Genomic DNA, 22,972 nt, shown 5'->3' on the forward strand with positions numbered 1-22,972 from the left:
GCTTTGCGGCGTATCTTTACAGCGGCAAGTCAGAACGACCAGCTCCTGCTGAACTCCCCCAGGACCGGAAGGTAGCAAGGGTAGGTGGTTGAGCGGTGCGATTTTGGCTTGCTTTTTTTTGCTTTTTCCAGTCGGCCCCGCCGCTGCTCTTGTCCGCGTCTCGCGGGTTAATTGAGTAGCTTTGGGGCCGACTTTTTTTGTTAATGGTAGTCAATACTACTGTAGTCGGTAGTCTGACTACCTCTTAAAATTCCCATGAAATTCTTTCTCGATACCGCCAACCTCAACGACATCCGCGAAGGCGCGGCGCTGGGCGTGCTCGACGGCGTGACCACCAACCCTTCGCTCATGGCCAAGGAAGGCATTCGGGGCGTGGACGCGGTGATGCGCCACTACCGGCAGATTTGCGAGCTGGTCGAGGGCGACGTGTCGGCCGAGGTCATCGGCACCGATTTTGAGACGATGGTGCGCGAGGGCGAGGAGCTGGCCGAGCTGCACCCCAACATCGTGGTGAAAGTGCCGGTGAGCCAGGACGGCATCAAGGCCATCAAGCACTTCGCCGACAAGGGCATCAAAACCAACTGCACCCTGATATTTAGTGCTGGGCAGGCCCTGCTGGCCGCCAAAGCCGGCGCCACTTACGTCTCGCCCTTCGTGGGCCGCCTCGACGACATCGGCCACGACGGCCTGGCCCTGGTGGAGCAGATTGTGAACATCTTCAGCAACTACGGCTACCCCACCGAGGTGTTGGCCGCTTCGGTACGTCACGTGCCCCACCTGATTCAGTGCGCCGAAATCGGCGCTGACGTCGTGACCTGCCCGCTGAGCGTCATCACCGCCCTGCTCCAGCACCCGCTCACCGACAAAGGCCTGGCCACGTTTCTGGCCGACCACGCCAAGGTCAATGCTTGATTAAGTTATGAGCTGTGAGTTAAAAGAACGTCATGCTGAGCAGAGCGAAGCATCTTGCCAGGGAAAGTAACCATCAGGTAGTAACGATTGAGATAGTGCCGCACGCAAGATACTTCGCTCTGCTCAGCATGACGTTCTTTTAACTCATAACTCAAAGAAATGTACATTATCAAAGTCAAAGGCAAGGCCAAAATCCCGGATTATATTCAATTGCGCGACGAGCAATTCGTCCTGATTGCGTATTTCCGCGCCGACCGCCCGCTCAAGGATTTGTATCGCTACGGGCTGGAAGGCAAGGAGATAGAGCTGGCCGCCGTCATCAGCGAACTGGAGTTTGGCAAGCTGCGCCCGCTGGCTATTTAATCTGCTGAAAAGCATTAAGTATAGCTCGTCATTAAATTGGTGAACTGAAAGGCAGCGTGAATACCGTTTGAAAATCGTCCCCGAAATCCGTGGAATCCAACAAATCCGATAAATCCGTGGTCGAGACAGTCCTGGCGCTGCACGCGGCAACCGTGATGCAGGAGACGCAGGCGGTGTTGCAGGACGTGACATTTTCGCTGGAAAAGGGCGAGTTTGCCTACCTCGTGGGCCGCACGGGCGCCGGCAAATCGTCGCTGCTCAAAACCCTTTACGCCGACCTGCCGCTGGGCGGCGGCACCGGCACGGTGGCCGGCTACGGCCTGGCTCGCCTCCGGACCAGCGAGGTGCCGTATCTGCGGCGCAAGCTCGGCATTGTGTTTCAGGATTTTCAGCTGCTTTCCGACCGCACGGTGGCTGAAAACCTGCTGTTCGTGCTCGGCGCCACTGGCTGGAAGGGCAAGGTGCGCAAGCAGCAGCGGGTGCAGGAGGTGCTGATGCGCGTGGGCCTGAGCCAGGTAACGAACCGGCTGCCGCACCGCCTCTCGGGCGGCGAGCAGCAGCGCGTCGTCATTGCCCGCGCCCTGCTCAACGAGCCGCTGCTGCTGCTGGCCGACGAGCCCACCGGCAACCTCGACCCGGAAGTGGCCGACGGCATTATGCAGCTGTTTCGGGAAATAAACTACGCCGGCACTACCGTGCTCATGGCCACCCACAACTTCCAGCTCATCAAAGACTACCCCCACCGCGTGCTGACCTGCCGCGACGGGCAGCTGCTGGATTCGAACCCGGCAGTGTCATCCTGAGCTTGCCAGGGACCTTGTCACTTCTGAACGAGTCATTGCTACGATTGATGTTCAACCGATGTTCAACCGCGAGAAGGCTCTTCGCAAGCGGACGCCAGATAAGGATGACAGACGGGGGTAGGGAGTACAATCTGACTAGCTTGCCCGCAGCTCGACGTGCCTGACACTAACGGTCTCTCCATCCTTATTCCGGTCTTCAACCACGCCGTGCGGCCCCTGGTGCAGGAGCTGCACGCGCAGCTGGCCGACTGGCCCGGCCCGGTGGAAATCCTGTGCCTGGATGATGGCTCAAGTGAGGAATACCGGCAGCTAAACCGGCCGCTGGCCGCGCTGCCCGGCCTGCGCTACGAAGAGCTGCCGGCCAACGTGGGCCGCGCCGCCTGCCGCAACCGGCTGGCCGCCCGCGCTCAGCAGCAGTGGCTGCTGCTGCTGGATAACGACGGCCGCCTGCCCGACGCGCACTTTCTGAAGCGCTACGCCGACGCCCGCCACCGGGCGCCGGTGCTGGAGGGCGGCATCAGCTACGCGCCTACCCCCCCCGCCGAAGCCGACTTGCAGCTGCGCTACCGCTACGCCACCGCCCGCGAGGCGCGCCCGGCCGCCGTGCGCCAGCGCGCGCCCTACAGTCAGCTCATGCTCAACAACCTGCTGATTCAGGCGGCCGTCTACCGCCGCTTTCCGCTCAACGAGCAGCTGCGCCACTACGGCCACGAAGACACCCAACTGGGCTGGAACCTGCGCCGGGCCGCCGTGCCCGTGCTGCGCCTGGATAATCCCGTGCGCCACGATGAGGGCTTGGAGCCGGCGGCCGGGTTCCTGGAAAAGTCGCGGCACGCCGTGCGCAACCTCGTGCTGCTCTACCGCGCTCAGCATGAAAAGGAGGGGGTAGGGATGGAGGAGTCGCGCCTCTTGCGCCTAGCCCTGCGGCTGCGCCAGCTGGGGCTGGCCCGCGCCGCCCGCGCCGCCCTGCAGGCCGCCGCGCCCCGGCTGCGGCGCAACCTGCTTTCGGCCGACCCGGACCTGCGGCAGTTTGATTTGCTGCGCCTGCTCTGGACCTTGCTGGAATTGGAGGGGGTAGGGAATGCGCCGGCTACCTTTGACCGCGGTAATTGATTTGTCGTTTGAGTTTCGTGCCCGCCTACCCCCCTTCGCCCATCCAACTGCTCGACCTAGCCGCCGAGCACGCAGCTCTGCAGCCGGCCCTGGATGAAGCGCTGCGCGAAGTGCTGCATTCTGGCGCCTTCATTCAGGGGCCAGCCGTGGCCGAATTTGCCAAAGAGCTGGGCCAGTACCTGGGTGGCACTCACGTGGTGCCCTGCGCCAACGGCACCGACGCCCTCACCCTGGCCCTGCTCAGCCTAGAGTTGCCGGCCGGCGCCGAAATCATTGTGCCCGCCTTCACCTACGTCGCCACGCTGGAGGCCGCCGCGCTCCTCGGCCTGCGCCCGGTGCTGGCCGACGTGCGCCCCGATACCTTTAACCTCGACCCCGACGCCGTGGTGGCGGCCCTCACGCCGCGCACCGGCGCTATCATCGCGGTGCATTTATTTGGCCAATGTGCTGATTTAGAGCAGCTGCGCGCCATTTCTGCGCGCCATAGCATTCCGCTGATTGAGGACAACGCCCAGGCCATCGGCGCCACGTTCCGGTTTGCCGACGGCGAAACCGCCTATGCCGGCACGGTGGGGGGGGTAGGGACTACCTCGTTTTTCCCCTCTAAAAATCTGGGTGCCCTCGGCGACGGCGGCGCCCTGCTCACCCGCGATGCGGCCCGCGCCGCGCGCTTGCAGCAGCTCGCCAATCACGGCCAAAGCCAAAAATACGTGCACCAGCGCGTCGGCCTCAACTCCCGCCTCGACACGCTGCAAGCCGCCCTGCTGCAAGTCAAGCTGCGCCAGCTGCCCGCCGCCACCGCCGCCCGGCAGGCCGTGGCCGCCCGCTACGATGCCGCACTGGGCGCGCTGCCGGGCCTGCGCATCCCGGCCCGCGACCCGCGCAGCAGCCACGTGTTTCACCAATACACGATTACGCTGGAAGACGCCAGCCGCCGCGACGCGCTGCGCGAATTCCTGCGGCAGCGCAGCGTGCCGACCATGATTTACTACCCCCTGCCGGCGCACCAGCAGCCGGCGTATGCGTACCTGAAGTATCAGCAAGGGCAGTTTCCGGTGGCCGAGCGGCTGTGCCAGGCGGTGTTGTCGCTGCCGATTCATCCGCTTCTGACGGCAGAGCAGCAGGCCTACGTGGCCGGTTGCCTACACGCTTTTTTCAAGCTTCCTAGCGCCGTCCAGTGAGCCCGCCTATCCCGCTTATTTCGCCGGTTCGCTTCGCCATCTGCGGCGTGGGCCACATTGGCCGCCGCCACGCGGCGCTCGTGGCGCGCCACGCCGGCGCCGAACTGGCCGCCCTGATTGACGTGCGGGCCGACTTGGCGCCGGCCCTGGCGGCGGAGTTTCCGGGCGTGCCCTTGTTCAGCTCACTAGAAAGCTACCTGCAAACCGGCCCCGCCGCCGACGTGCTCACCGTGGCCACGCCCAACGGCGAGCACGCGGCGCAGGCCGTGGCGGGGCTGCACGCCGGTTTGCACGTGGTGGTCGAAAAGCCGCTGGCCCTGACCACGATGGATGCCGAAACCATCGGGCAAACCGCCCGGCAAACCGGCCGGCTGGTGTTTGGCGTCATGCAAAACCGCTACTCGCCGCCCGCCGCCTGGCTCAAGCAGCTCGTGGACGAAGGCCGGCTGGGGCAGATTTACCTGGTGCAAATCAACTGTTTCTGGAACCGCGATGCCCGCTACTACCGGCCCGGCGGCTGGCGCGGCACCCTGGCCCAGGACGGCGGCCCGCTCTTCACGCAGTTCAGCCACTTCGTGGATTTGCTCTGCTGGGTGTTCGGCGACGTAGCCAACCTCACGGCCCGCTTTCAAAACTTTAATCATCAGCAAATCACCGAGTTCGAGGACAGCGGCCTGGTCACCTTCGACCTGGTGGCGGGCGGCGGCAGCGGCACGCTCAGCTACAGCACCGCCGTCTGGGACCGCAACCTGGAAAGCTCCCTGACGGTAGTGGCCGAGCGCGGCGCCCTCAAAATCGGCGGGCAGTACCTTGATAAAGTGGAGTACTGCCACGTGCAGAATTATTTCCTACCCCCCCTGCCGCCCACCAACCCGGCCAACGACTACGGCCCCTACCAGGGCTCGGCCGCCAACCACGGCCAGGTCATCGACAACGTGGTGGCGACGCTGCGCGGGCGCGGCACCGTGGCCGCCAGCGCCGAGGAAGGCTGCCAGGTAGTGGAGTTGATTGAGCGGATTTATAGGCTGAGGTAGTGGCCGCTATTTCAGCAGTCTATTGGCAAATTCCTGGTCAAACCTGCGGAAGTACGTGCAGTTTTTAACTAGTTCGGTATAATCCAGCCTCCGGCATATCTCTTCGCAGTCGTTCTCTGAGTATTCACCGCGCTTCCCCTTACGGGAGGCTTTCCGCAATTCCCCTTTCGGGTCTATTATGCGCATGGGGTCGGCTTGTGGCTTGCAAACGCAGGTGTAGAGCGCATTAAAGGGGGCAATATGCGCCATAATTAGTGCTTCAAACTCGTAGATGTGCAGCAGAAAAATGCCCTTGCCGCCCACACAACCATTGATGTCGTCGAATTCCTGTTGCCGCTTCATCACCTGCGCGGTGTCGGAAGCCAGCGCGTCGAGGTCGCGAGTAAATACAACGATGTCGGGCCGCTCGCTCGCGTAAACTTTGGGCAGCATTCGCAAAGCCTTCAGTCCCGCGACTTTATCGGCCTTCAGATTTTTAAGGAGCGCAAAAACGTGGATGCGCTCCGCGTATCGCTGCTGGAGAAGCACTTTCAGCGCCGCCGTATCGTTCGGTGACTCCCCTAGCAGGCCTATTCGCACTGGCTTTTTATTGCTGGTTGGCATTGTTCCGGCGCCCGATTAATTAGTGCCTTCCAGGTTGCCGTAGCGCCAATAGTCGCTCAGAAATACGCCCTTCTCTTTCATGAATTGCTGCGCCGTGGCAATCTGCGCCTTTTTCAGCTTGCGAAACTGTGTGCCTTTGGTTTTGTGCAGCTCGCAAATCGTAATGCGGTCCAACTCATCCTCGTTCAGCATGTCCAGCACCTGCGGTGAGTGCGTGGTGATAATAACCTGATGTTTTTCGGATTGCTCGCGAAGAAATAGCAACAACTTCTCTAGCTGATCGGGGTGAATGCCAAGTTCAGGTTCTTCTAAGAGAATAATTTTATCATATGTGGTAGTTCGATACAAATTTTTTTTCGGTAATACTAGCAAAGAAGCAACAGTTTCGGATAAAATATAAAATAAGCGCTGGGTGCCACTTGATAGAGCACTAAATGGTAGCCAGTCACTATTGATTTTGAAATCAATAGTGATGCCCTTGACAATTACTCGGTGCTGCGAAGAATTAGCGTAAGTGTTATAGGAAGCTGTAAAACGCAAATTACTTATCGGGGTGAATTGCTTTAACTGGGGCACTAGAAAGTTTAAATAAAACTTTTCCACTTCGTGAAGTGCAGCACCTACTTGTTTATGCGTCGGTAATGGGCCCTTAATCTTTGGTACACCATTGATGCTTGGTATACCATTGATGAATAGTAGAGCCCTGCTAATACTCGTTACCAGAGCAGTAACAAAAAGAGAATTTTCAAAATTGTTATGACCAATAAAACGAGGGTCTATTTCGAAGTCTTCCGCTACATCAATTAAGTGATAAGGGGTAGGAATACCATGTGAGATTGCTATCAAACTTAATAAGCAAGATTTATCTGCTGAGGCCAGTTCGGACTTGTATTTAAGATGCGCTGATGAGAATGATTCGCCATAAAAATTTACGCCTCCAGTTGATAGCTCAATAAGCCGTTGTTTGTTATCATAATATGAATTACCGTTCAGTAAATCGTCCTCAGTCGCAGTACTTTGCTTGGTAGGTCTTACTATCAATTCTTCCCGACCACTTATATACAACTCTACATCTCCATTAAAGCTAGGGCTTAGTTTATCCAAGCTATTTTGAAGGCACCGCACAAAATTTGTTTTTCCCGATCCATTAGCCCCGATAATGATATTCAGTCCTGCCCTAAATTCCACATTGGAATCGCGGATGGACCGAAAGTCTTTGATTTGAGCCCGCTGCAAGTAGTAGGGCTGCTGCGGGGCGGCTAGAGCGTCGGAGGCAGCTTGAAGTTTTGATTTCTTGGCCATTGGAGTACGCCGCTAGAGGCGAATAAGGAGACGAAGATAAATACGCAGGCTGCGGGTGGTAGGGACTTATGTAGAACGCCAGGATGCAAGTGCCTTGCCTTTGTCAACTAACCACCACTTTAATCCTACCCCCTTACCCTATTCCAAACCCCCGCCGCCAGCGCCCGCAGCTCCGGCGCCGCACCACTGAGCCCCAGCCCGGCGCCGTAGAGCAGCGTGAGCGTGCTGCCGCGGGCCAGCAGCGTGAGCAGGGGGGTAGGGAAGGCCGGCAGCGCCCAGGCCGCCGCGCCGGCCGCCGCGGCCACGGCCAGGATGCGCGGAATGCGGCTATCAAACGGTTGCAGACCGTAGGCGCGCCACACGAAGAGCGTGCGGATAAGGTTGATGCCGCCCAGGGCCAGGCAGTTGCCCAGGGCCGCGCCGCTCAGGCCCAGGCGCGGAATCAGGAGCCAGTTGAGGGCCACTATGGCCGCCGCCAGCGAGATATTAAACAGTAAATCAACGCGGTAGCGGGGCGAGGTGACCACGATGATGCCATTGACGCCCGTGATGCCATCCAGGAGGCGGCCCAGCAGCAAAAGCAGCACGGCCGTGGAGCCAGCCGCGTATTCGGGGCGGTGAATGAGCGTGTACACAAAGTCCAGATTGAGGCCGATGCCCAGGGCCAGGTAGCAGCCGAGCACGGTGTTGAGGCGGGTACTGCGGCGGTAGAAGTGAGCCATTTCGGCCATTTTGCCGGCTTTCCAGTACTCGGCAATGAGTGGAAAAGCCGTCTTGTAGAGCGCCCGGAAGGGGATGGTTAGGGCCGTGCTCATGTTGAAGGCAATGGCGTAGATGCCGGCCGCCGCCAGGCTGAGCTTGGCGCCCACCATCAGGGCGTCAATCGTGACCAGGATGGTGCCCGAGATATTGCCGAGCAAGGCAAAGCCGCCGAAAGCCAGCAGCTCGCGCAGCGGCCTCACCGTGAAAACGGCCCGCGTGGGTCGCCAGTGCAGCTCGCCAATGCGCCCCAGATAAACCAGCAAGAGCAGGGCCGACAGCGCATACGCCCCCAGATAAGCCAGCACGAACCCGCCAAACGGCAGGTAGCCCAGCCCGTAGGCCGCCGCCGCCGCCACGATGAGCAGCCGCACCAGCACTTCCTGCAAAAATGAGGAGAACGCCGAGTGAAACAAGGCCCGCAAATAAGCGTCGAGCAGCGAAAACACCAGGATGGCCAGCCCCAGCCCGACGGCCACCAGGTAATGGGGCCCCAGCAGGGCCGCGTCGTGGGCGTACCAGCGCAAAACCAGCGGCCGGGCCAGCACCACCACCAGCCCTACCCCCCCGAACGCCAGCAAGGGCAGGCCCAGCAGCAGCGGCAGAAAACCCGAGTGTCCGGCCTCGCGGTTGCGGAAGTAGGGAAAATACCGCAGCGTGGTGCTCGAAAAGCCGAACGCCGCCACCTGCGCCGCAATCGTGGCAATGGAGATGAGCACGCCGGTCAGGCCAATCTGGGCCGGGGCCAGCAGCCGCGGCAAAATCAGGGTGGTGTTGACGAAGCCGATGGCCAGCCCGACGTAGGAAATCAGGGTGTTGCGCAGGCCCTGGCGCAGAACGATGCCCACTTACTTGAGTTACGAGTTATGAATTACGAGTGAGCAGTTGGGGCTTCTCGCTGATACCAGGTGGCCGTCTCGGTGCCGGTCAGGAAGGCGGCACCCCGCTGCTGCAAGTCCCGCATCAGCTCGTGAAACTGCGCGGGGCCGTTCACCACGTTCTCGGGGTCGAAGTGATTGTTGTGCCACAGAATGCCCGCCACGCCGCCAAACTGCTCGACCTGGGCCAGCGCCGGGCGCAGGGCGGGCAGCACCTGCTCGGCGCTCAGCTGCAAGTAGCACGGGTGGTGCAAAGTCACATCCATGAGCAGCAGCGGGATTTCCAGAAAGCGGTGGGCGGAATGCGTGGCGAAGTTAAAGGGCTGAAACGGGTGGCAGTAGGAATTGCGAAAGCCAAAATGCTCGGCGAAGCCCAGCGTCGTATCATAGTCAAAACCTACTTTGTCGAGCACAAGGGGCGTGCGGCGCGGGTCCCACTTGAGATAGTGAAAGCGGTGGCCGCGGGCCGGCGGGCCGGGCAGCCGCTGCTGCTCCGTGGCCAGCTGGCGGGCATTGAGGCTGCTGCCGATGCTGCCGTGCAAGCCAATTTCGTGGCCCTGCGCGGCCAGTGCCCGCAGGCGCGCGCGCAGCCGGGGGCCGAGGCGGTAGTTGGCGTTAGGGGTGCCATCGGGGGCGGGGTGAGGGCAGGGTAAAATGAAAAACGTGCTCTTGCCGCCGTAGCGGGCGGTCTGGGCGGCCACGTGTTCGAGGTTGTTCCAGGCGCCCCGCGACTGGCGCAGGCGGCTCAGCCGGGTCAGGGCCTCGGCCCAGCGGCCTTGGCGCAGGGCCCGCTTCACGGGGGCCTTCCAGCCGCCGCGCAGCAGGTCGATATCGTGGCTGATGAAAGCGGCCAGCGGCGCGCCGCCGGGCCAGCCGCGGAGAGTCAGCGCGCGTCCCGTGACGTGCTCGATGGCCGTTTTCAGCAAGTCGAAGTAGTAGTTCACGACCGGCACCGCCACAAAATCATAGCGGCGTTGTACGCTGGCGGCATAAGGGAAGCGCCCGTGCGCATCCTGATCCTGACTGAAATACTCCTGCCAGCCGCTGAGCAGATAGAACGCTGCCGAGATAATATCTACGTTAATAGCGGCCCGTCCCGACAGCCGCGTGAGCAGCTCGGAGTCTTCGTTTTCAGTAAAGAAAAACGGCAGCCGCTGCCCGCGCCACGTGCGCCAGACCGGCGCCACCGGCTGCGGCGCCGTGCCGGCAAAAAAATTGGCGGCGCCGTCAGCGACTTCTACCTCAACCCCTACCCCCCCCACCTCGCCAATACATACCGGCAGTCGGGGCTCATAGGCCTGCCAGAAGTGCCCCAGCACGTACGTCAGCCGGGTTTGGGCACTCACCGGCGCCGGCAAGGGGCGGGCAGCAGAGACAGTGGACACGAAAGCTGGAGCAACGGCGGGAGGCATGGCGGCGAAGGTACGGCGGCAGGTCAAGCCACCACCCGCTTAGCGTCGAGCCAGGTGGCCAGCACGCGCAGGCTCAGCTCGCGGCTGCGGCCCTCAAAGGCCGTGCCGAGCGTGGCGTTGTAGTAGGCGGCGCGACGGTAGAGGTCGGCAGGCTTGTGCTGCTGGTAGCGGCGCAGCAGCCCGGCCAGCTGGGGTAGGGAATCGGCCCGGTCCACGAGGCCGCGCGCGGCGTAGCCGTAGTAATCATCAGTGAGCGGGTTGGTGCCGAAGCGGAAGTAGAGGCTGGCCACGTTAAGGAGCGTGGCTTCCAGGTGGGTAGAGGTGTCGGCCGCGACCAGCGCATCGTGGCGCAAGAGGAAGTCAAACACATTTTCCCGGCGCGCATCCGACCACTCCAGCTGCGGCAGCTGCTGGCGCAACGGTCCGAAGTCGCGGCCGTCGCTGGGGTGCGGGCGCAGCGTGAAGGTGAGGTCGGGCAGTTCGTGCTGCAAATACGCCAGCGTCTGCTGAAGGGCGGGCAGCGGGTCGTGGATGTTGCAAGCCAGGCCCACGCGGCGCACGGCCGGCGCGAGGTTACGCCGGGCCAGGTAGAGGTCGGCCTTGGGCATCCCCACCAGCTCGACGCGGCCCCGCACGGGGCCGCACCGGCGGTATTTATCCAGAGCATCCTGGCCTTCGAGCAGGCTCAAATCAAAGCCCAGGGGCGGGAAGCTGGTGCTCACGCTCGCGTGCTGCACGTAGGCCGTGGGCACGCCCTCGGCGCGGCAGGCCAGCAGCAGCGAGCGGGCATCGTCGTTGTGGTCGTTGGAGAAAACGACGGCCCGCGGCTGGTAGTGGCGCAGTGCCCGGCGGTACACCTCGTAGTAGCCGATGGCGTAGAAAATCAGGTCGAAAAACCGCCAGGCCCGGTGTTTTTCCCGGCGCAGCAAACTAAATAAAGCCCCCGGATACTGCCAGTAATACAGCAGCTTGCGGCGCAGCGAAAGCCGGTTGACGGCCTGATTATATCGCCCAATCTGCTTGCCCTGCCCGGCCACGAGCACCGCATCGGGCCGGGCTTGCCGGATAAATTCCAGCGCCTCGTAGTTGTTGGCGCTCACCACGTAGAGCCACACCTTGCCGCCCAGCTCCTCCTTGTTGCGTACCGGCTGAAACACGTGCCCGACCAGCCGCAAACCCGCGTAGGCCAGCACCCGCGCCAAGCGCCGTAACGGATTAAGGGGCGAGATGCTATCCAGCGCGGCGGGCGCCATACCGGCGAAAACCGCCGTGAAGCGTAGCTGCAAAATGTCGCGCAGCCGGACCGGCAGCGGCCGCGGCTCAGAGCGCATCCCAGGTCAGGGGCGTGCCGGGGGGTAGGGCGCGGACGGCGCGGCGGCCCAGCACGGTTTCCCAGAAGCGGGGCAGCAGGCCGTCGCCGGGGCGGATGATGCGCAGGTTCTCGGTCGTGAATTCCTCGCCCGCCGCGATAGGCCGGGCCACGTAGATGCTGCGCTTGAAGACCCGACTTTTCTCCTCGTCGGGCTGCACGCAGAGCTGCACCGTGCCCAGCGCTTGGTGGGCGCGTTCGGTTTCCTCAACCAGCAGCCGCAGCTCGGAGGGCTCCAAGGAAAAAGCCGCATCCACGCCGCCCTCGGCGCGGCTCAGGGTGAAGTGCTTTTCGATGACGCAGGCGCCAAGCGCCACCGCCGCCACACTGGCCCCTACCCCCATCGTGTGGTCGGAGAGGCCGATGGGGCAGCTGAAGGCTTCGGCCAGCACCGGGATGGTGCGCAGATTGGTATTCTGGGGCGAGGCGGGGTAGGTGCTGGTGCATTTGAGCAAGACCAGCTCGCGGCAGCCGGCCTGGCGCAGCACCCGCACGGCCTCATCAATCTCGGCCAGCGTGGCCGCGCCGGTGCTCACAATCACGGGCTTGCCAGTGGCGGCCACCCGGCGCAGCAGCGGCCAGTGGGCGTTCTCGAACGAGGCAATCTTATAGGCCGGCACGTCCAGGGTTTCCAGAAAATCCACCGCCGTCTCGTCAAACGGCGAGCTGAAGGCCAGCAAACCGTGCTGGCGGGCGCGGGCAAAAATCTCGGCGTGCCACTCCCAGGGCGTGTGGGCCTGCTGGTAGAGCTTATACAAGTCGCGGCCTTCCCACAGCGACTGGCCCTCCTCGCGGATGACGAAGCCAGTGTCCATCGTGATGGTGTCGGCAGTGTAGGTCTGGAGCTTGAGGGCGTGGACGCCAGCCTCGGCGGCGGCATCCACCAGCGCCAGGGCGCGGGCCAGGCTTTGGTTGTGGTTGCCCGACATCTCGGCGATGACAAAGGGCGGGTGCGCGGGGCCGACGGGACGGCCGCCGATATAAATTTCGGTCATGGCAGGGCGTGAAATCGAATGCGTAAAGGTAGCGCCCGCCCCGGACCCCTCATTCCCTACCCCCCTCACTCCCTACCCCCCCTTTTAGCCCAGCAGCAGAGCCGGCGTCAGCTCATCGAGCGACTGAATGCGGTAGGCCGCTTCGTGGGCGGCGTCGGCGGGCAGGTGGGCGTAGCTGCCGCGCAGCAGGCGCACGGTCTGGAAACCCAGGGGCTTGAGGCCCACGAAATCCTTACGCGGGTTATCGGCCACGTACCACACGGCGGCCGGCGCCAGCCGCTCGCGGCGGCAAATCAGCTCGAAGCAGTAGGGGCTGGGCTTGGCGCGGTGGCGGCCGTAGCGGTTGGTGAGGTAGGCGTGGCGAAAGCGTTTGCTTAAACTTAAAGCCGCCACCTTGCGCGCCTGCACTTCCTTGTGGCCGTCGGTGACCAGATAGAGCGGCCAGGCGGCAAACCGGGCCAGGCAGCGTTCCGCATCGGGATATAAAGTCAGGCCGGCCGGCTGATGGCGCCGATAGGTACGCACGCAGGCCGCCACGAGGCCCTGGCTCCAGCGGCCGTGGCGGCGCAGCACGGCATCGAACACCTGGCCCCGGCCGTGGGCGGCTTCTTCGGCTATCAGCTCGGCGGCCACCTCCACGGCCGGCCGATTCAAGTGCGGCGCCAGGAACTCGGCCACCGCCCGAAAGCCGCCGTGCACGTAGCTCAACTCGGGGTAGAGCGTGTCGTCGAGGTCGAAAACGAGAACGGGCATGGAGGCACGGAAAAAGCTTACTCCCCTCCCGGTTTGCCAAAGCGCACCGCTAATTCTGACTCATATATCCGCCAGAAGTGCCGCAGCACGTAAGCCAGCCGGGTTTCGGCCGCGAGCGGCGTAGTCTGTGGTAAGACGGGTGCAAAATTATCGATGAACGGGGCCGCAAAGGTATGCCTTGCGCATTATCTCATTATGCGTCATGTTGGCTTATGCGCTATGTCAGCGTCTGTAATTTATAAATTAACTTATTTTTCATTTTGAATCAAACATTATTTTACCAAGCTGGTCTTTAAGCTGAAGTCGCCTGTTCATCAAGGCACAATTCCAGACAGTAGCGTTTATCGTTATCCTCTGACTAGCATATTAGGCCACAGCTTGCCTGAGATGCTCATATTACCCTTGCGGACACCTCCTTTATTCAAGGTTGGATACCGTGCTGCGTGGCCTCTTGCTCCCGCTCAACGACTTATCACTAGTCGTTCTAAAGCCGTGATTTCTTCGGTTTTCGAGACTGACGTAAGGTTTTCAACTTTTTTAACCCGGAAAGGAGGTGAACGGAACAGCCGTGTCCAATCCACTGGTCATGAGATGGCACCAAGGGCTGTAAAAAACGATGAGTACTGTGACTTACTACGCCCGGCGGCTGAAAAGCCGAGCGTGGTAGTGCTGTCAGAGTAGGCGATTACACTCATAACTTAAAAAAAGCCATGAAACCATCTACCATTTTTCGCGTCACGGCGCTCCTTATCATGCTGGGCGTCGCTGCCGGTAGCACCGCCTCTGCGCAAGTACTAACCCCTGGGCAAACCATTCAGGGCACTTCGGTCAATGGAACGCCAGCTTCCGGCGCTACCGGCCCGTTGGGTCAAATTCGCAGTGGTTTGTTCGGCCAGTTTGCCCTCAACGATAACTGGTCGGCGCTGGGGGAGTCACCATTCGGGGTAGGCGGCGTGCTTCCTTACGGCTTGCGGCTGCAAAAAAGGTCTCAGTTCGGGCTGTTCAACCAAGTAACCAATACCGGTACGGGCGCGGAAGACCTGATAGTTGGCTGGGGCGAGAACGTCAACAGCGTGCTGCGGATGCGCTTTATCAGCAACCAGTTTAACAACACGTTCACGGACGTGCTCAAACTGCAAGGAGGCACCGCGGCCCCGGCCGCTGAAATTACGGCAACGGCCGTGTCAGGTGGAGAAATACCCCTCCGAATTGGCGTAGCAGATGCGCCCGGCAATTTCTTGTCAATTACTAATTCTACGAATACTGCGGGTCAATTTGCGCCTGCTATTATTTCAACCCGCACTAATGATGTGCGGCAAAATTTGTTTATTGTTGGTGAAGTAGCTCCGGCCAATGATGTAATTGATGAGTTCGGAATTGGCAGACCTCTCGTGACCATACTTGGGCGTCGGACAGATGGCTCCGCAATAGTAACCCGCCCCATATTTTCGGTTAACAACCAGAATAATGGGAGGCTGGGTAATGCTATCTTTGAAGTGCGCGCCAACGGACAAGTAGTCGCATCCGGCACGGTTACCGGTTCAGGTTCTCTCATCTCGTCTGATGAGCGGTTTAAGTCGGATATCAAGCCGCTGAAAAACGGGCTGGATATGATTCGCAAAATCAACGGCCGCACGTATGCCTTCAAGAAGAAGGAATTCGCGGAGCGGAGCTTCCCAGATGGCCGCATGGATGGCTTCATCGCCCAGGAATTACAAAAGGTAATGCCCGAAGCTGTCGTTAAGCAAGCAGATGGCTTCTTCGCCGTAAATTACGATGCAATTATTCCCGTACTGGTAGAGGCTGTAAAGCAGCTTGATGCCAAGCAAACAGAGGCAGCGCAACTGCAACAGCAGCTTACGGACTTGAAAACGCAAGTGGCCGAGCTGCGGACATTGGTGGGGAAAAGCATGGATAGTGCTCCCACGGACAAAGCTGCTCCGGCCAGCCTGGATATGAGCCAGGTGAAATTGGAGCAGAACGCGCCTAATCCTTTCGGCCAGGCAACCCGGATTGACTATTCGTTGCCGGTTGGCATAACCGGGGCCACCCTCGTGATTAGCGATATGCAGGGCCGCACCGTAAAAACACTGTCCAATCTGGCCGGTGGCCAGCAGGCGGTAGAGGTGCAAGCTGGCTCACTATCGGCCGGTGTTTATATCTACACTCTGCGCGTGAATGGTAAAGAAGTCGTGAGTAGGCGGATGGTTCTTACCCGCTGAATGGTCTGATGTTGTCGGCAGAAGGCCCCGCACAAAGTGCGGGGCCTTCCTTGCTTTTAACTATGTGATAGTGGCGGCGCGGGAAAAAGCCTATCCTACGACCGTCACCATGTCGGCCGCAGCCCGCACTTGGCGCAGGGGCACAGCGGCGGGGCAGAACGGAAAATCGGCCAAATTATTCCCGGCCGCTTCCTGCAAAAACCAGAAAAACGAATCGACGCCGGCCGCGATGCCCAGCGTGGAAGCGCCGCCGAACCGGCAGTTGCACTCGATAAGGTGCAACCCGCCATCCTCATCCACAATGGCTTGCAGCACGAGCGGGCCGTATAAACCTAGTTGCGCCACGATGGCCGTGAGTTGGGCCGTCAGCGCCTCGTCGGGCAGCGTGGTTGTCACCTGCGACTCGCCGTTCACCACCACGTCGCGGGTGCGCGCTACCAGCCCGTGCACCCGGCCCCGCTGGTCCACGTAGGCATCGACGCTGATTTCGCGCCCCGTCACGTAGGGCTGAAACGCCGGTTCTCGCAGGCCTTGGGCGTGAGCCAGCGCCGCCGCCGGACTCAGCGCCAAACCCAGCTGCCGCGAACCGGCCCCGTGGCGCTCCTTCACCACCAGCAGGGCCGGGGCGCCCGGCAGCTCATCGGGGTGCAAAGCAGTGGCGATGACGGGTAAGCCGCGTACCTGCCCAAACTCGGCAAATGCCAGCTTGTCGAGGCAACGCGCGACGGCGGCCGGCTCACTCACCAGCACCGCTATGCCGGCTGCGGCCAGCGCCGCCCGGTGCCGGGCCCAGAAGGCTAACTCGCCGTCGCGGGTCGGGATAATGTGGGTGATGCCGCGCGCCTGGCATTCAGCCAGCAGGCCGGGTAGTACGGCGTCATTCAGGGCTGACATGGCCCAGAAGTCGTTGGTGAAGTATTGAGTTGTAGCGGCGGCATTCAGGTCGCCGCCCACCACGCGCACGGCCGGGTGCAGGCGGGTGGCGGCGGCCCGCACGGCCTGCACCAGCGGCACCTTGGCCGCCGCGCTGGTGATGAGCACATGGCCGGGCGCAGCGGCAGTCGGGGCATCGTCAAGGCGACCGCGCTCGTAGGCAATAAGGGCGGGAATGGCCGTCTCCAGGGCGGTGGGCGGCGTCCAGCCGGTGGCGGCCACGTAGGCCGTCAGGTCGGCCTCTGAGCCCTCGAAGGGAATGGGCGAGGGCTCAATGCGGGTGCGCAGGCCGGGAAAGTGACGTTGCAACTCGGCCACCACGTCGGCCACGCGGCGGGCGCGGCCGGTGCCTAAGTTGAGGATGCCGGTGGTCTGCTCTGCGGCAGCCAGGCGCAGCAGACCCTCGGCCGTGTCGGCAGCATAGAGGTAATCAAACTGCGATTCAGCACCATAGACCGTGATTTCCTCGTCGGCCAGAGCTGCCCGCACCCAGCGCGACACTACATCGCGCGAGTTGCGGCCGTAGCCCCGGAAAATGCGGGCGCTTACGGTCGTGAACTGCGTCCCCCGGAAGCCGTCGAGAAATCGCAGTTCAATTTCGTGGGCCAGCTTGGCCATGCCCGTCAGGTTGCGGGGTTGCAGCGGGTCGTCTTCGCGCAGGCGGCGCGGGGCGGCGGGCGGGGTCGCAAATGTGTAAAGCGCCGGGTCGTAGATAAGGTAGCTGGATGCAAATACTACCCGGTGCAAGCTGGGCAGGCCCTTAGTCACCGTCATAAGGCGATGGCTGAGCTGCACGTTGTGCTGGAAGTTCTCTTCCCAAAACCCGTAGGTTTCGGTGCTGCGCTCGAAAGTGGCGGCCAAGTGAACAAATAGGTCCGGCTCAAAGGCCGCCAGCTCAGCCTCAGTCAGAAAGTTAAGGTCGCCCTGCCGGTAGCGGATGGGGGGCGGAAAAGTGGCCGGGCGGGGTTTAAGGTCGGCGGCCAGTACCTCGACGCCGGGCAAAGCAGTCAGTAGGGCTACCATTTCCTGGCCGATGACACCGGCCGCGCCGCTGACGAAAACTTTACGAAACGGGAAGTTCAGGGGGGTAGGGGACATAGTCGGCGGCCAGCAGGCCGTGCAGAAGGGAATCCACAAAGGTACCGGCCAGGCGCACGTGCTGGCGTAGCCGTCCCTCGGGCCGGAACCCTATTTCTTCCAAAATAGCGACGTGCGCCGGCCGAACGTCGTAGGTTTCGGTGAACAAACGATTCAATTTCAGCGGCCCGAAAGCCAGGGCTGCCAATTGGCGCAGGTGGGCTTGAAAATCAGTTCGGTAGGTGGCTGGGTCGGCCACTCGCGCCGGGTCGGCTAGGAAGGAAACCTCGCCGCGCTGATCCGGCCAGTGCAGATGCACCAGCCCGCCATAGGCCACCAGTGCTCCGTCCAGCAGCAGCGAAAACAGGAGCTGATTTGGTTGGGGCTGGCTGAAAAGAGGCCGCACCGTGCTTTCAAAGTACGAGTCCTGCGCGGCTACCGACAGCGGCTCCGTCTGGCGCAGCACGTTGAGTTGCGCGTTGCGCCACTGCCGAATGGCTTCGCGGTCAGTCGCCCGAATGGGCATCAGAGCGTAGCCGGCCCGGCCCGGCGCGGGCGCAGTGAGGTCCGGCAGAGCAGCATAGGCATTGGGCCAGGGAGGGGGGGTAGGGAGCATGACGAGGAAAGCAGAAAACTTAGGGTGCGGCCGTTTCGGCGCCGTCGGGCCGTAGAAAGGCCACGATGTTGCGGCCCAGGCCCACGCCGGCTAAGCCGCGGTAATAGGCGGCCACGGCCGGCAGCGGCGCGGCGTGCTGCACCAGGTTGTCCAGCTCGACGCGCTTGCGGTGGCTGGCGGGGCCGGCGGCGCGGTCGCGCACGTAGTTGGTGGCGGGGTTGAGCAAATCGAGGTCGATGGGGTGGTCGGCCAGCACGTCGGCCACGCGCCAGCCGGTGGCCAGGGCCAGGGCCGTCAGGCCAGCCTGGTTGAAGTAGGAGAGGTGGTCGGGCAGTGCCACCCAGAAGGGCCGGTCGATGTGGCCGGCGGTCAGCAGGTGCTCCTGGAGCGCCGAGAAATCGTTGGGTACTTCTACCATCAGCACCGCGCCGGGCGCGGCCAGGGCCCGGCAGCCGGCCAGCAGCGCCGCCGGGTCGGGCACGTGCTCTAGCACATTATCGAGCCACAGCAGTTCAAAAGCCGCCTTTTCAGCGCGCAGCGCTACCAGCTGCTCGTACAGGTCGCCGGTGCGCAGCCGCTCGCGCAGGGCCGGGTTCAGCTGGTCGAGGCCGAAGCTGCTGAAGTCCAGCCCCAGCACGTCGTAGCCCTGCTCCTGGAAGTAGGCCAGGGCCCAGCCCTCGCCGCAGCCCACGTCGAGGAAGCGGCCGGGAGCTGTAGCGTCCGCCAGCGCCTGCGCCACGTGCGCCCGCAGGCGCAGCTTGCCCCGGATGTGTTCCAGCTCGGCGGGGGGGTAGGCGGCCTGGTAGGTGGCGTGGTTTTCCTGGTAGTAGCGCTGGGCGTAATAGGCCCGCAGCTCGGCCGCCGTGGGCTTGTCGGTCACCTCATAGTAGCCCAGCTCGTTGCGGCGCAGCCCGTCGGGAATGGTCATAAGCTCACGTGGTTTTTTGCTCAATGTGGGCGTTCAGGGCCATGAGGTCGGGCTGGGCCGGCAGCAGCTTCAGCAGCGCGGGCAGGGGTAGGGAAGCGGCGTCGTGCTCCTCAATCAGCCGGCGCAGCACGGCGTAGTCTTCGGACGTGTCGAGGGTGATGCGGAAACGGCTCAGGTCGCCGCCGGCCCACACCTCGTCGCGCAAAGCTACCCGCCCGGCCGCCGCCAGCGTGGTTTTCAGGTAGGGCGTCACGTGCTCGCGCTCGTAGGGCAGCCTGGCGTGGGCAAAGGCTTCGGCCAGCAGTTCGGCCGAGAAAATCTCGAAGTCCAGCCCCCGTGGAAACGTGCGCACCACACCATTGGAGCGGTAGGCGCGTGGGTTGCCCTCGGCCAGGTAGCGGCCCACGGCGGCCCCGATTAGCTCGCCGTCAATCAGCGGGCAGTCGCTGGTCACGCGCACTATCACGTCGAAGCCGAAGTGTTGGGCGGCTTCGTGGTAGCGGGTCAGTACGTCGGTTTCGGAGCCCCGGTAGCAGGGCAGGGCGTGGGCGGCGGCGTAGGCGGCTAGCACGTCGTCGGCCGCCTCGGTGGTAGTGGCCAGCACCACGGGCAGGCCGCTGCCGGCGAGGCGCGCTGCGTGGTAGTCGAGCAGCGGGCGGCCGGCGGCCGGCAGCAGCACCTTGCCCAGCAGGCGGGTGCTGCCCATACGCACTTGCGAAATAATGCCGACCCGCCGCATCAGTTTATCTTTTCGAGCAGATACATCACGTCCTGGTTGCCGCGCTCGGCGTCTGTCACGTAAGAAAACAGCTCCTGCTTCACCAGCCGGAGCTGCCCCGGAAACTGCGCCAGAAACAGCTGCGCATAGTCCGCCTTCCACAAAAAGCCCTCGTTTCCCCGGTACGGCACGGCCGTCAGCTCGGGAGCGAAGTACTCAAATCCCCAGATGTAACGCCGGGAGCAGCGCACCATTTCGGCCATGATGCGCGGCAGGTCGGCCGGCGCGATGTGAATCAGCACGCCATTGGTGACCACCACCTCAAAGAAGTTGTCCTTGAAGGGCAAATCAAAGCCGCTGCCCTGCACAATATTGATGTGCTGCGTGTACTGTTTGGCTTTCTCAACCGCGTAGGGCTGCAATTCTACGCCGTACAAGTCGGTAAAACCAGCTTCCTGAAGGCCCCGCAGCTGCATTCCCGTGTTGCAGCCCACTTCCAGAAGCCGGGCGTCGCGGGGAAGCTCGCCCACGAAATCCTGGTTCATCTCCAGCCTGGTCTGGCCCCAGGTAGCGCGGTAGAAGGCATTCCACTCGTCCAGCTCGCGCGAGTTGCGGTCCGTGTAGTCGCGGCCAAAGTCGCCGGTCCAGAAGTTTTCCTGCGGGGTGTGTTGCAAAACGAGGGGGTGGGGAAATTAGGAAAGGATAAACTTGCGAATGCACGCCACGACGTAGTCCTGCTCCTCATCCGTGAGCGTGGGAAACAGCGGAATGCTCAGGCAGTGTCGGTAGTATTCTTCGGCGTGTGGAAAGTCGCCTGCGCGCCAGCCCAAAGCTTCATAGTAGGGCATCCGGTGCACCGGAATGTAGTGGACCTGCGCAAAGATTTGCCGGGTTTTCAGAAAGTCATACAGCCCGCGCCGGTCCACGACCTGAATGACGTAAAGATGGTAGGCATGGCCGGGCTGGCCGGGCGCCAGCGGCGTCACGCCGGGCAGATTCGCAAAAGCGGCGTCGTAGCGGGCGGCCAGCTCACGGCGGCGGGCCAGGCCCTCGTCGGCGCGGGCGAGCTGACTCAAACCCAGCGCGCAAAGCATGTCGGGCAGGCGGTAATTGTAGCCCAGCTCCTGCATTTCCATGTACCAGCCGCCATCAGGCTCGCGCACCAAGTCGGCCGGGTCGCGGGTGATGCCGTGGGTACGCAGCCGCAACAGGTGATGATAGAGGTCTTCGCGGTTAGTCGTAATCATGCCGCCCTCGCCGGTAGCAATGTGCTTGACGGGGTGAAAGCTGAAGATGGCCAAATCGGCGAACTGCCCGTTGCCGCAGCACTGCTCCCTACCCCCCCCATCGACGAAAAAGCCGCCTGGCGCGTGGCAGGAGTCCTCAATAATCCAGAGCCCAAACTCGTCAGCCAGCTGCCGGGCCTGCTCTAAATTCACGGCCAGCCCGGCGAAATCAACCGGAATCAGGCCCTGGAAATAACCCTGGGGATGCGCTTCCAGCAGGCCCCGCACTTGCGCTAAATCAATCAGCCCAGTGTCCGGGTTGATATCAGCAAAGTGCACTTCGCCGCCGCAGTAGCGCACGCAGTTGGCCGAGGCAGCAAAAGTGAGCGGGGTCGTGATGACACGCTGCCCCGGCGCCACGCCCAGCGCCAGCGCGCACAGGTGCAGGGCGGCCGTGCCGTTGCTCACAGCCACGGCAAACTTGGCCCCGATGTAGGCGGCAAACTGCTGCTCAAACTCGCCCACGGTGGGCCCCTGCGTCAGGTAGTCGGCCTGCATGGCGGCCGTGACGGCCGCCACATCCGCTTCGGTGATGTGCTGCCGGCCGTAGGGTAGGGGGCGGGTGGGGTGGAAGGATGAGTTCGGCATGAAGTCAGCAGTAAGCTTTGACGGCATTAAACCGCAAAGTTCGGGTCTACGTGCAACCGGATTTCCTCCCGAATCTGCTCCGCGTCCAGCCACTCATCGTTATTGGCCGAGTCGTAGTGGAAGCCCAGCGGCATCCGCGTGCCCTGGAAGTGCTGCGTGAATTTCTCCACGTCGAAGGTGGGCGTGGCGGGCAAAATCACGTAGTAGCGCTCCAGTTCAATGGTGCTCAGGGCGTCGGTTTCGGTTATCATCTCCTCGTGAAGCTTTTCGCCGGGGCGGATGCCGACGATGCGCTGCTCGCAGTCGGGGCCAATGGCGCGGGCCACTTCCGTGATTTTGTAGCTCGGAATCTTGGGCACGAAAATCTCGCCGCCCCAGGCGTTTTCCAGCGCATAGAGCACCAAATCCACGCCTTCTTCAAGCGAGATATTAAAGCGCGTCATCTCGGGGTGGGTGATGGGCAGCACGCCGGTGTGGCGCTGCTGCAAGAAGAACGGCACCACCGAGCCGCGCGAGCCAATCACGTTGCCGTAGCGCACCACCGAAAAGCGCAAATCACGCGAGCCTTTCATGTTGTTGGCCGCCACAAAGAGCTTGTCGGAGCAGAGCTTGGTGGCGCCGTAGAGGTTGATGGGGGCGGCGGCCTTGTCGGTGCTCAGGGCCACAACTTCCTTCACGCCGCAGTCCAGGGCGGCATTAATCACGTTTTCGGCCCCGAAGATGTTGGTTTTGATGCACTCCATCGGGTTGTACTCGGCGGCGGGCACCTGCTTGAGGGCGGCGGCGTGCACGATGATATCGATGCCCTCGCAGGCGCGGTGCAGGCGCTCGGCGTCGCGCACGTCGCCGATGAAATAGCGGATGGCCGGGTACTGGGCCTGGCTGAACTCCTGGCTCATCTCGTACTGCTTCAGCTCGTCGCGGGAAAAGACGACCAGCCGCCGCACCTGCGGGTATTTTTCAAACACCGTGCGCACGAACTGCTTGCCGAACGAGCCGGTGCCGCCGGTGACGAGAAGGGATTTATGATTGAGGTCGAGGGCCATGAAGAGGAAAGGGGAATGGCCGGCAAAGGTAAGGGCTGGCCCGACGGAGCGCCCAATTCCCTACCCCCCTTCCGGGCCGCA

The 22,972-nt window shown here is 62.3% G+C and carries 21 protein-coding genes and 1 other RNA gene; 8 read left to right on the top strand and 14 right to left on the bottom strand.

The window, feature by feature from the left end; all coding sequences use genetic code 11:
• Positions 1–21 precede the first annotated feature (21 nt).
• The 7 genes from ffs (at position 22) to ACFE70_RS09325 (ending at position 5,406) form a co-directional block, all read left to right on the top strand.
• Positions 22–118, top strand: an RNA gene (gene ffs / locus ACFE70_RS09295) — signal recognition particle sRNA small type.
• Between the two features lie 137 nt (positions 119–255).
• On the top strand, positions 256–912 hold the full coding sequence (fsa, locus tag ACFE70_RS09300) for a fructose-6-phosphate aldolase (RefSeq protein ID WP_375417460.1): 657 nt from the start codon (positions 256–258) through the stop codon (positions 910–912).
• A gap of 159 nt (positions 913–1,071) precedes the next feature.
• The gene (locus tag ACFE70_RS09305) at positions 1,072–1,275 is read left to right on the top strand and encodes a fructose-6-phosphate aldolase (protein ID WP_375417461.1); all 204 of its coding nucleotides are present in this window, start codon (positions 1,072–1,074) and stop codon (positions 1,273–1,275) included.
• A gap of 155 nt (positions 1,276–1,430) precedes the next feature.
• Positions 1,431–2,078: a cell division ATP-binding protein FtsE gene (locus ACFE70_RS09310; RefSeq protein WP_375417516.1), complete on the top strand. Its 648-nt coding sequence runs from the start codon at positions 1,431–1,433 to the stop codon at positions 2,076–2,078.
• Between the two features lie 156 nt (positions 2,079–2,234).
• Complete coding sequence (locus ACFE70_RS09315) at positions 2,235–3,191, top strand: glycosyltransferase family 2 protein (RefSeq protein WP_375417462.1); 957 nt, start codon at positions 2,235–2,237, stop codon at positions 3,189–3,191.
• Positions 3,188–4,372: a DegT/DnrJ/EryC1/StrS family aminotransferase gene (locus ACFE70_RS09320; RefSeq protein ID WP_375417463.1), complete on the top strand. Its 1,185-nt coding sequence runs from the start codon at positions 3,188–3,190 to the stop codon at positions 4,370–4,372. The genes ACFE70_RS09315 and ACFE70_RS09320 overlap by 4 nt, the downstream gene beginning before the upstream one ends.
• Positions 4,369–5,406, top strand: coding sequence for a Gfo/Idh/MocA family protein (locus ACFE70_RS09325; RefSeq protein ID WP_375417464.1), 1,038 nt, complete (start codon positions 4,369–4,371; stop codon positions 5,404–5,406). The genes ACFE70_RS09320 and ACFE70_RS09325 overlap by 4 nt, the downstream gene beginning before the upstream one ends.
• Before the next feature lie 6 nt (positions 5,407–5,412).
• Here ACFE70_RS09325 and ACFE70_RS09330 read toward each other — a convergent pair whose 3' ends face one another.
• The 7 genes from ACFE70_RS09330 to ACFE70_RS09360 all read right to left on the bottom strand — a co-directional run bounded on the left by ACFE70_RS09330 (position 5,413) and on the right by ACFE70_RS09360 (position 13,477).
• On the bottom strand, positions 5,413–6,009 hold the full coding sequence (locus tag ACFE70_RS09330) for a hypothetical protein (RefSeq protein WP_375417465.1): 597 nt from the start codon (positions 6,007–6,009) through the stop codon (positions 5,413–5,415).
• A 15-nt stretch (positions 6,010–6,024) separates the two neighbouring features.
• Positions 6,025–7,311, bottom strand: coding sequence for an AAA family ATPase (locus ACFE70_RS09335; RefSeq protein ID WP_375417466.1), 1,287 nt, complete (start codon positions 7,309–7,311; stop codon positions 6,025–6,027).
• A gap of 125 nt (positions 7,312–7,436) precedes the next feature.
• Entirely contained in the window at positions 7,437–8,918 is a 1,482-nt protein-coding gene (locus ACFE70_RS09340; RefSeq protein WP_375417467.1) for a lipopolysaccharide biosynthesis protein, read from the bottom strand.
• 23 nt (positions 8,919–8,941) lie between these two features.
• A complete protein-coding gene (locus tag ACFE70_RS09345) occupies positions 8,942–10,360 on the bottom strand; it encodes a DUF7033 domain-containing protein (protein ID WP_375417468.1) in 1,419 nt (472 codons plus the stop codon).
• Positions 10,361–10,383: 23 nt separating this feature from the next.
• On the bottom strand, positions 10,384–11,691 hold the full coding sequence (locus ACFE70_RS09350; protein WP_375417469.1) for a hypothetical protein: 1,308 nt from the start codon (positions 11,689–11,691) through the stop codon (positions 10,384–10,386).
• Positions 11,681–12,724, bottom strand: a complete 1,044-nt coding sequence (gene pseI, locus ACFE70_RS09355; protein WP_375417470.1) for a pseudaminic acid synthase — start codon at positions 12,722–12,724, stop codon at positions 11,681–11,683. The genes ACFE70_RS09350 and pseI overlap by 11 nt, the downstream gene beginning before the upstream one ends.
• 84 nt (positions 12,725–12,808) lie before the next feature.
• Positions 12,809–13,477, bottom strand: coding sequence for an HAD family hydrolase (locus tag ACFE70_RS09360; protein WP_375417471.1), 669 nt, complete (start codon positions 13,475–13,477; stop codon positions 12,809–12,811).
• A gap of 710 nt (positions 13,478–14,187) precedes the next feature.
• Here ACFE70_RS09360 and ACFE70_RS09365 point away from each other — a divergent pair.
• Positions 14,188–15,699, top strand: a complete 1,512-nt coding sequence (locus tag ACFE70_RS09365) for a tail fiber domain-containing protein (RefSeq protein WP_375417472.1) — start codon at positions 14,188–14,190, stop codon at positions 15,697–15,699.
• 90 nt (positions 15,700–15,789) lie between these two features.
• On the opposite strand, the gene ACFE70_RS09370 is transcribed toward ACFE70_RS09365, so the two are convergent.
• Genes ACFE70_RS09370 through pseB form a run of 7 tightly spaced genes read right to left on the bottom strand, consistent with a single transcriptional unit; the run spans position 15,790 to position 22,891 of the window.
• Positions 15,790–17,730 carry an NAD-dependent epimerase/dehydratase family protein gene (locus ACFE70_RS09370; RefSeq protein WP_375417473.1) on the bottom strand — a complete coding sequence of 647 codons (1,941 nt, stop codon included), beginning with the start codon at positions 17,728–17,730 and terminating at the stop codon, positions 15,790–15,792.
• Positions 17,696–18,325, bottom strand: coding sequence for a GNAT family N-acetyltransferase (locus ACFE70_RS09375; protein WP_375417474.1), 630 nt, complete (start codon positions 18,323–18,325; stop codon positions 17,696–17,698). Before ACFE70_RS09375 ends, ACFE70_RS09370 begins: the two co-directional genes overlap by 35 nt.
• A gap of 19 nt (positions 18,326–18,344) precedes the next feature.
• A complete protein-coding gene (locus tag ACFE70_RS09380) occupies positions 18,345–19,253 on the bottom strand; it encodes a class I SAM-dependent methyltransferase (protein ID WP_375417475.1) in 909 nt (302 codons plus the stop codon).
• Positions 19,254–19,257: 4 nt separating this feature from the next.
• A complete protein-coding gene (locus ACFE70_RS09385) occupies positions 19,258–19,992 on the bottom strand; it encodes a cytidylyltransferase domain-containing protein (RefSeq protein WP_375417476.1) in 735 nt (244 codons plus the stop codon).
• Positions 19,992–20,645, bottom strand: a complete 654-nt coding sequence (locus ACFE70_RS09390) for a pseudaminic acid biosynthesis-associated methylase (protein ID WP_375417477.1) — start codon at positions 20,643–20,645, stop codon at positions 19,992–19,994. Before ACFE70_RS09390 ends, ACFE70_RS09385 begins: the two co-directional genes overlap by 1 nt.
• An 18-nt stretch (positions 20,646–20,663) precedes the next feature.
• A complete protein-coding gene (gene pseC, locus ACFE70_RS09395) occupies positions 20,664–21,845 on the bottom strand; it encodes a UDP-4-amino-4,6-dideoxy-N-acetyl-beta-L-altrosamine transaminase (protein ID WP_375417478.1) in 1,182 nt (393 codons plus the stop codon).
• A 26-nt stretch (positions 21,846–21,871) separates the two neighbouring features.
• On the bottom strand, positions 21,872–22,891 hold the full coding sequence (gene pseB, locus ACFE70_RS09400; protein WP_375417479.1) for a UDP-N-acetylglucosamine 4,6-dehydratase (inverting): 1,020 nt from the start codon (positions 22,889–22,891) through the stop codon (positions 21,872–21,874).
• Between the last annotated feature and the right edge of the window lie 81 nt (positions 22,892–22,972).

The sequence above is a fragment of the uncultured Hymenobacter sp. genome (genome assembly GCF_964243305.1).
Taxonomy (GTDB): Bacteria; Bacteroidota; Bacteroidia; order Cytophagales; family Hymenobacteraceae; genus Hymenobacter.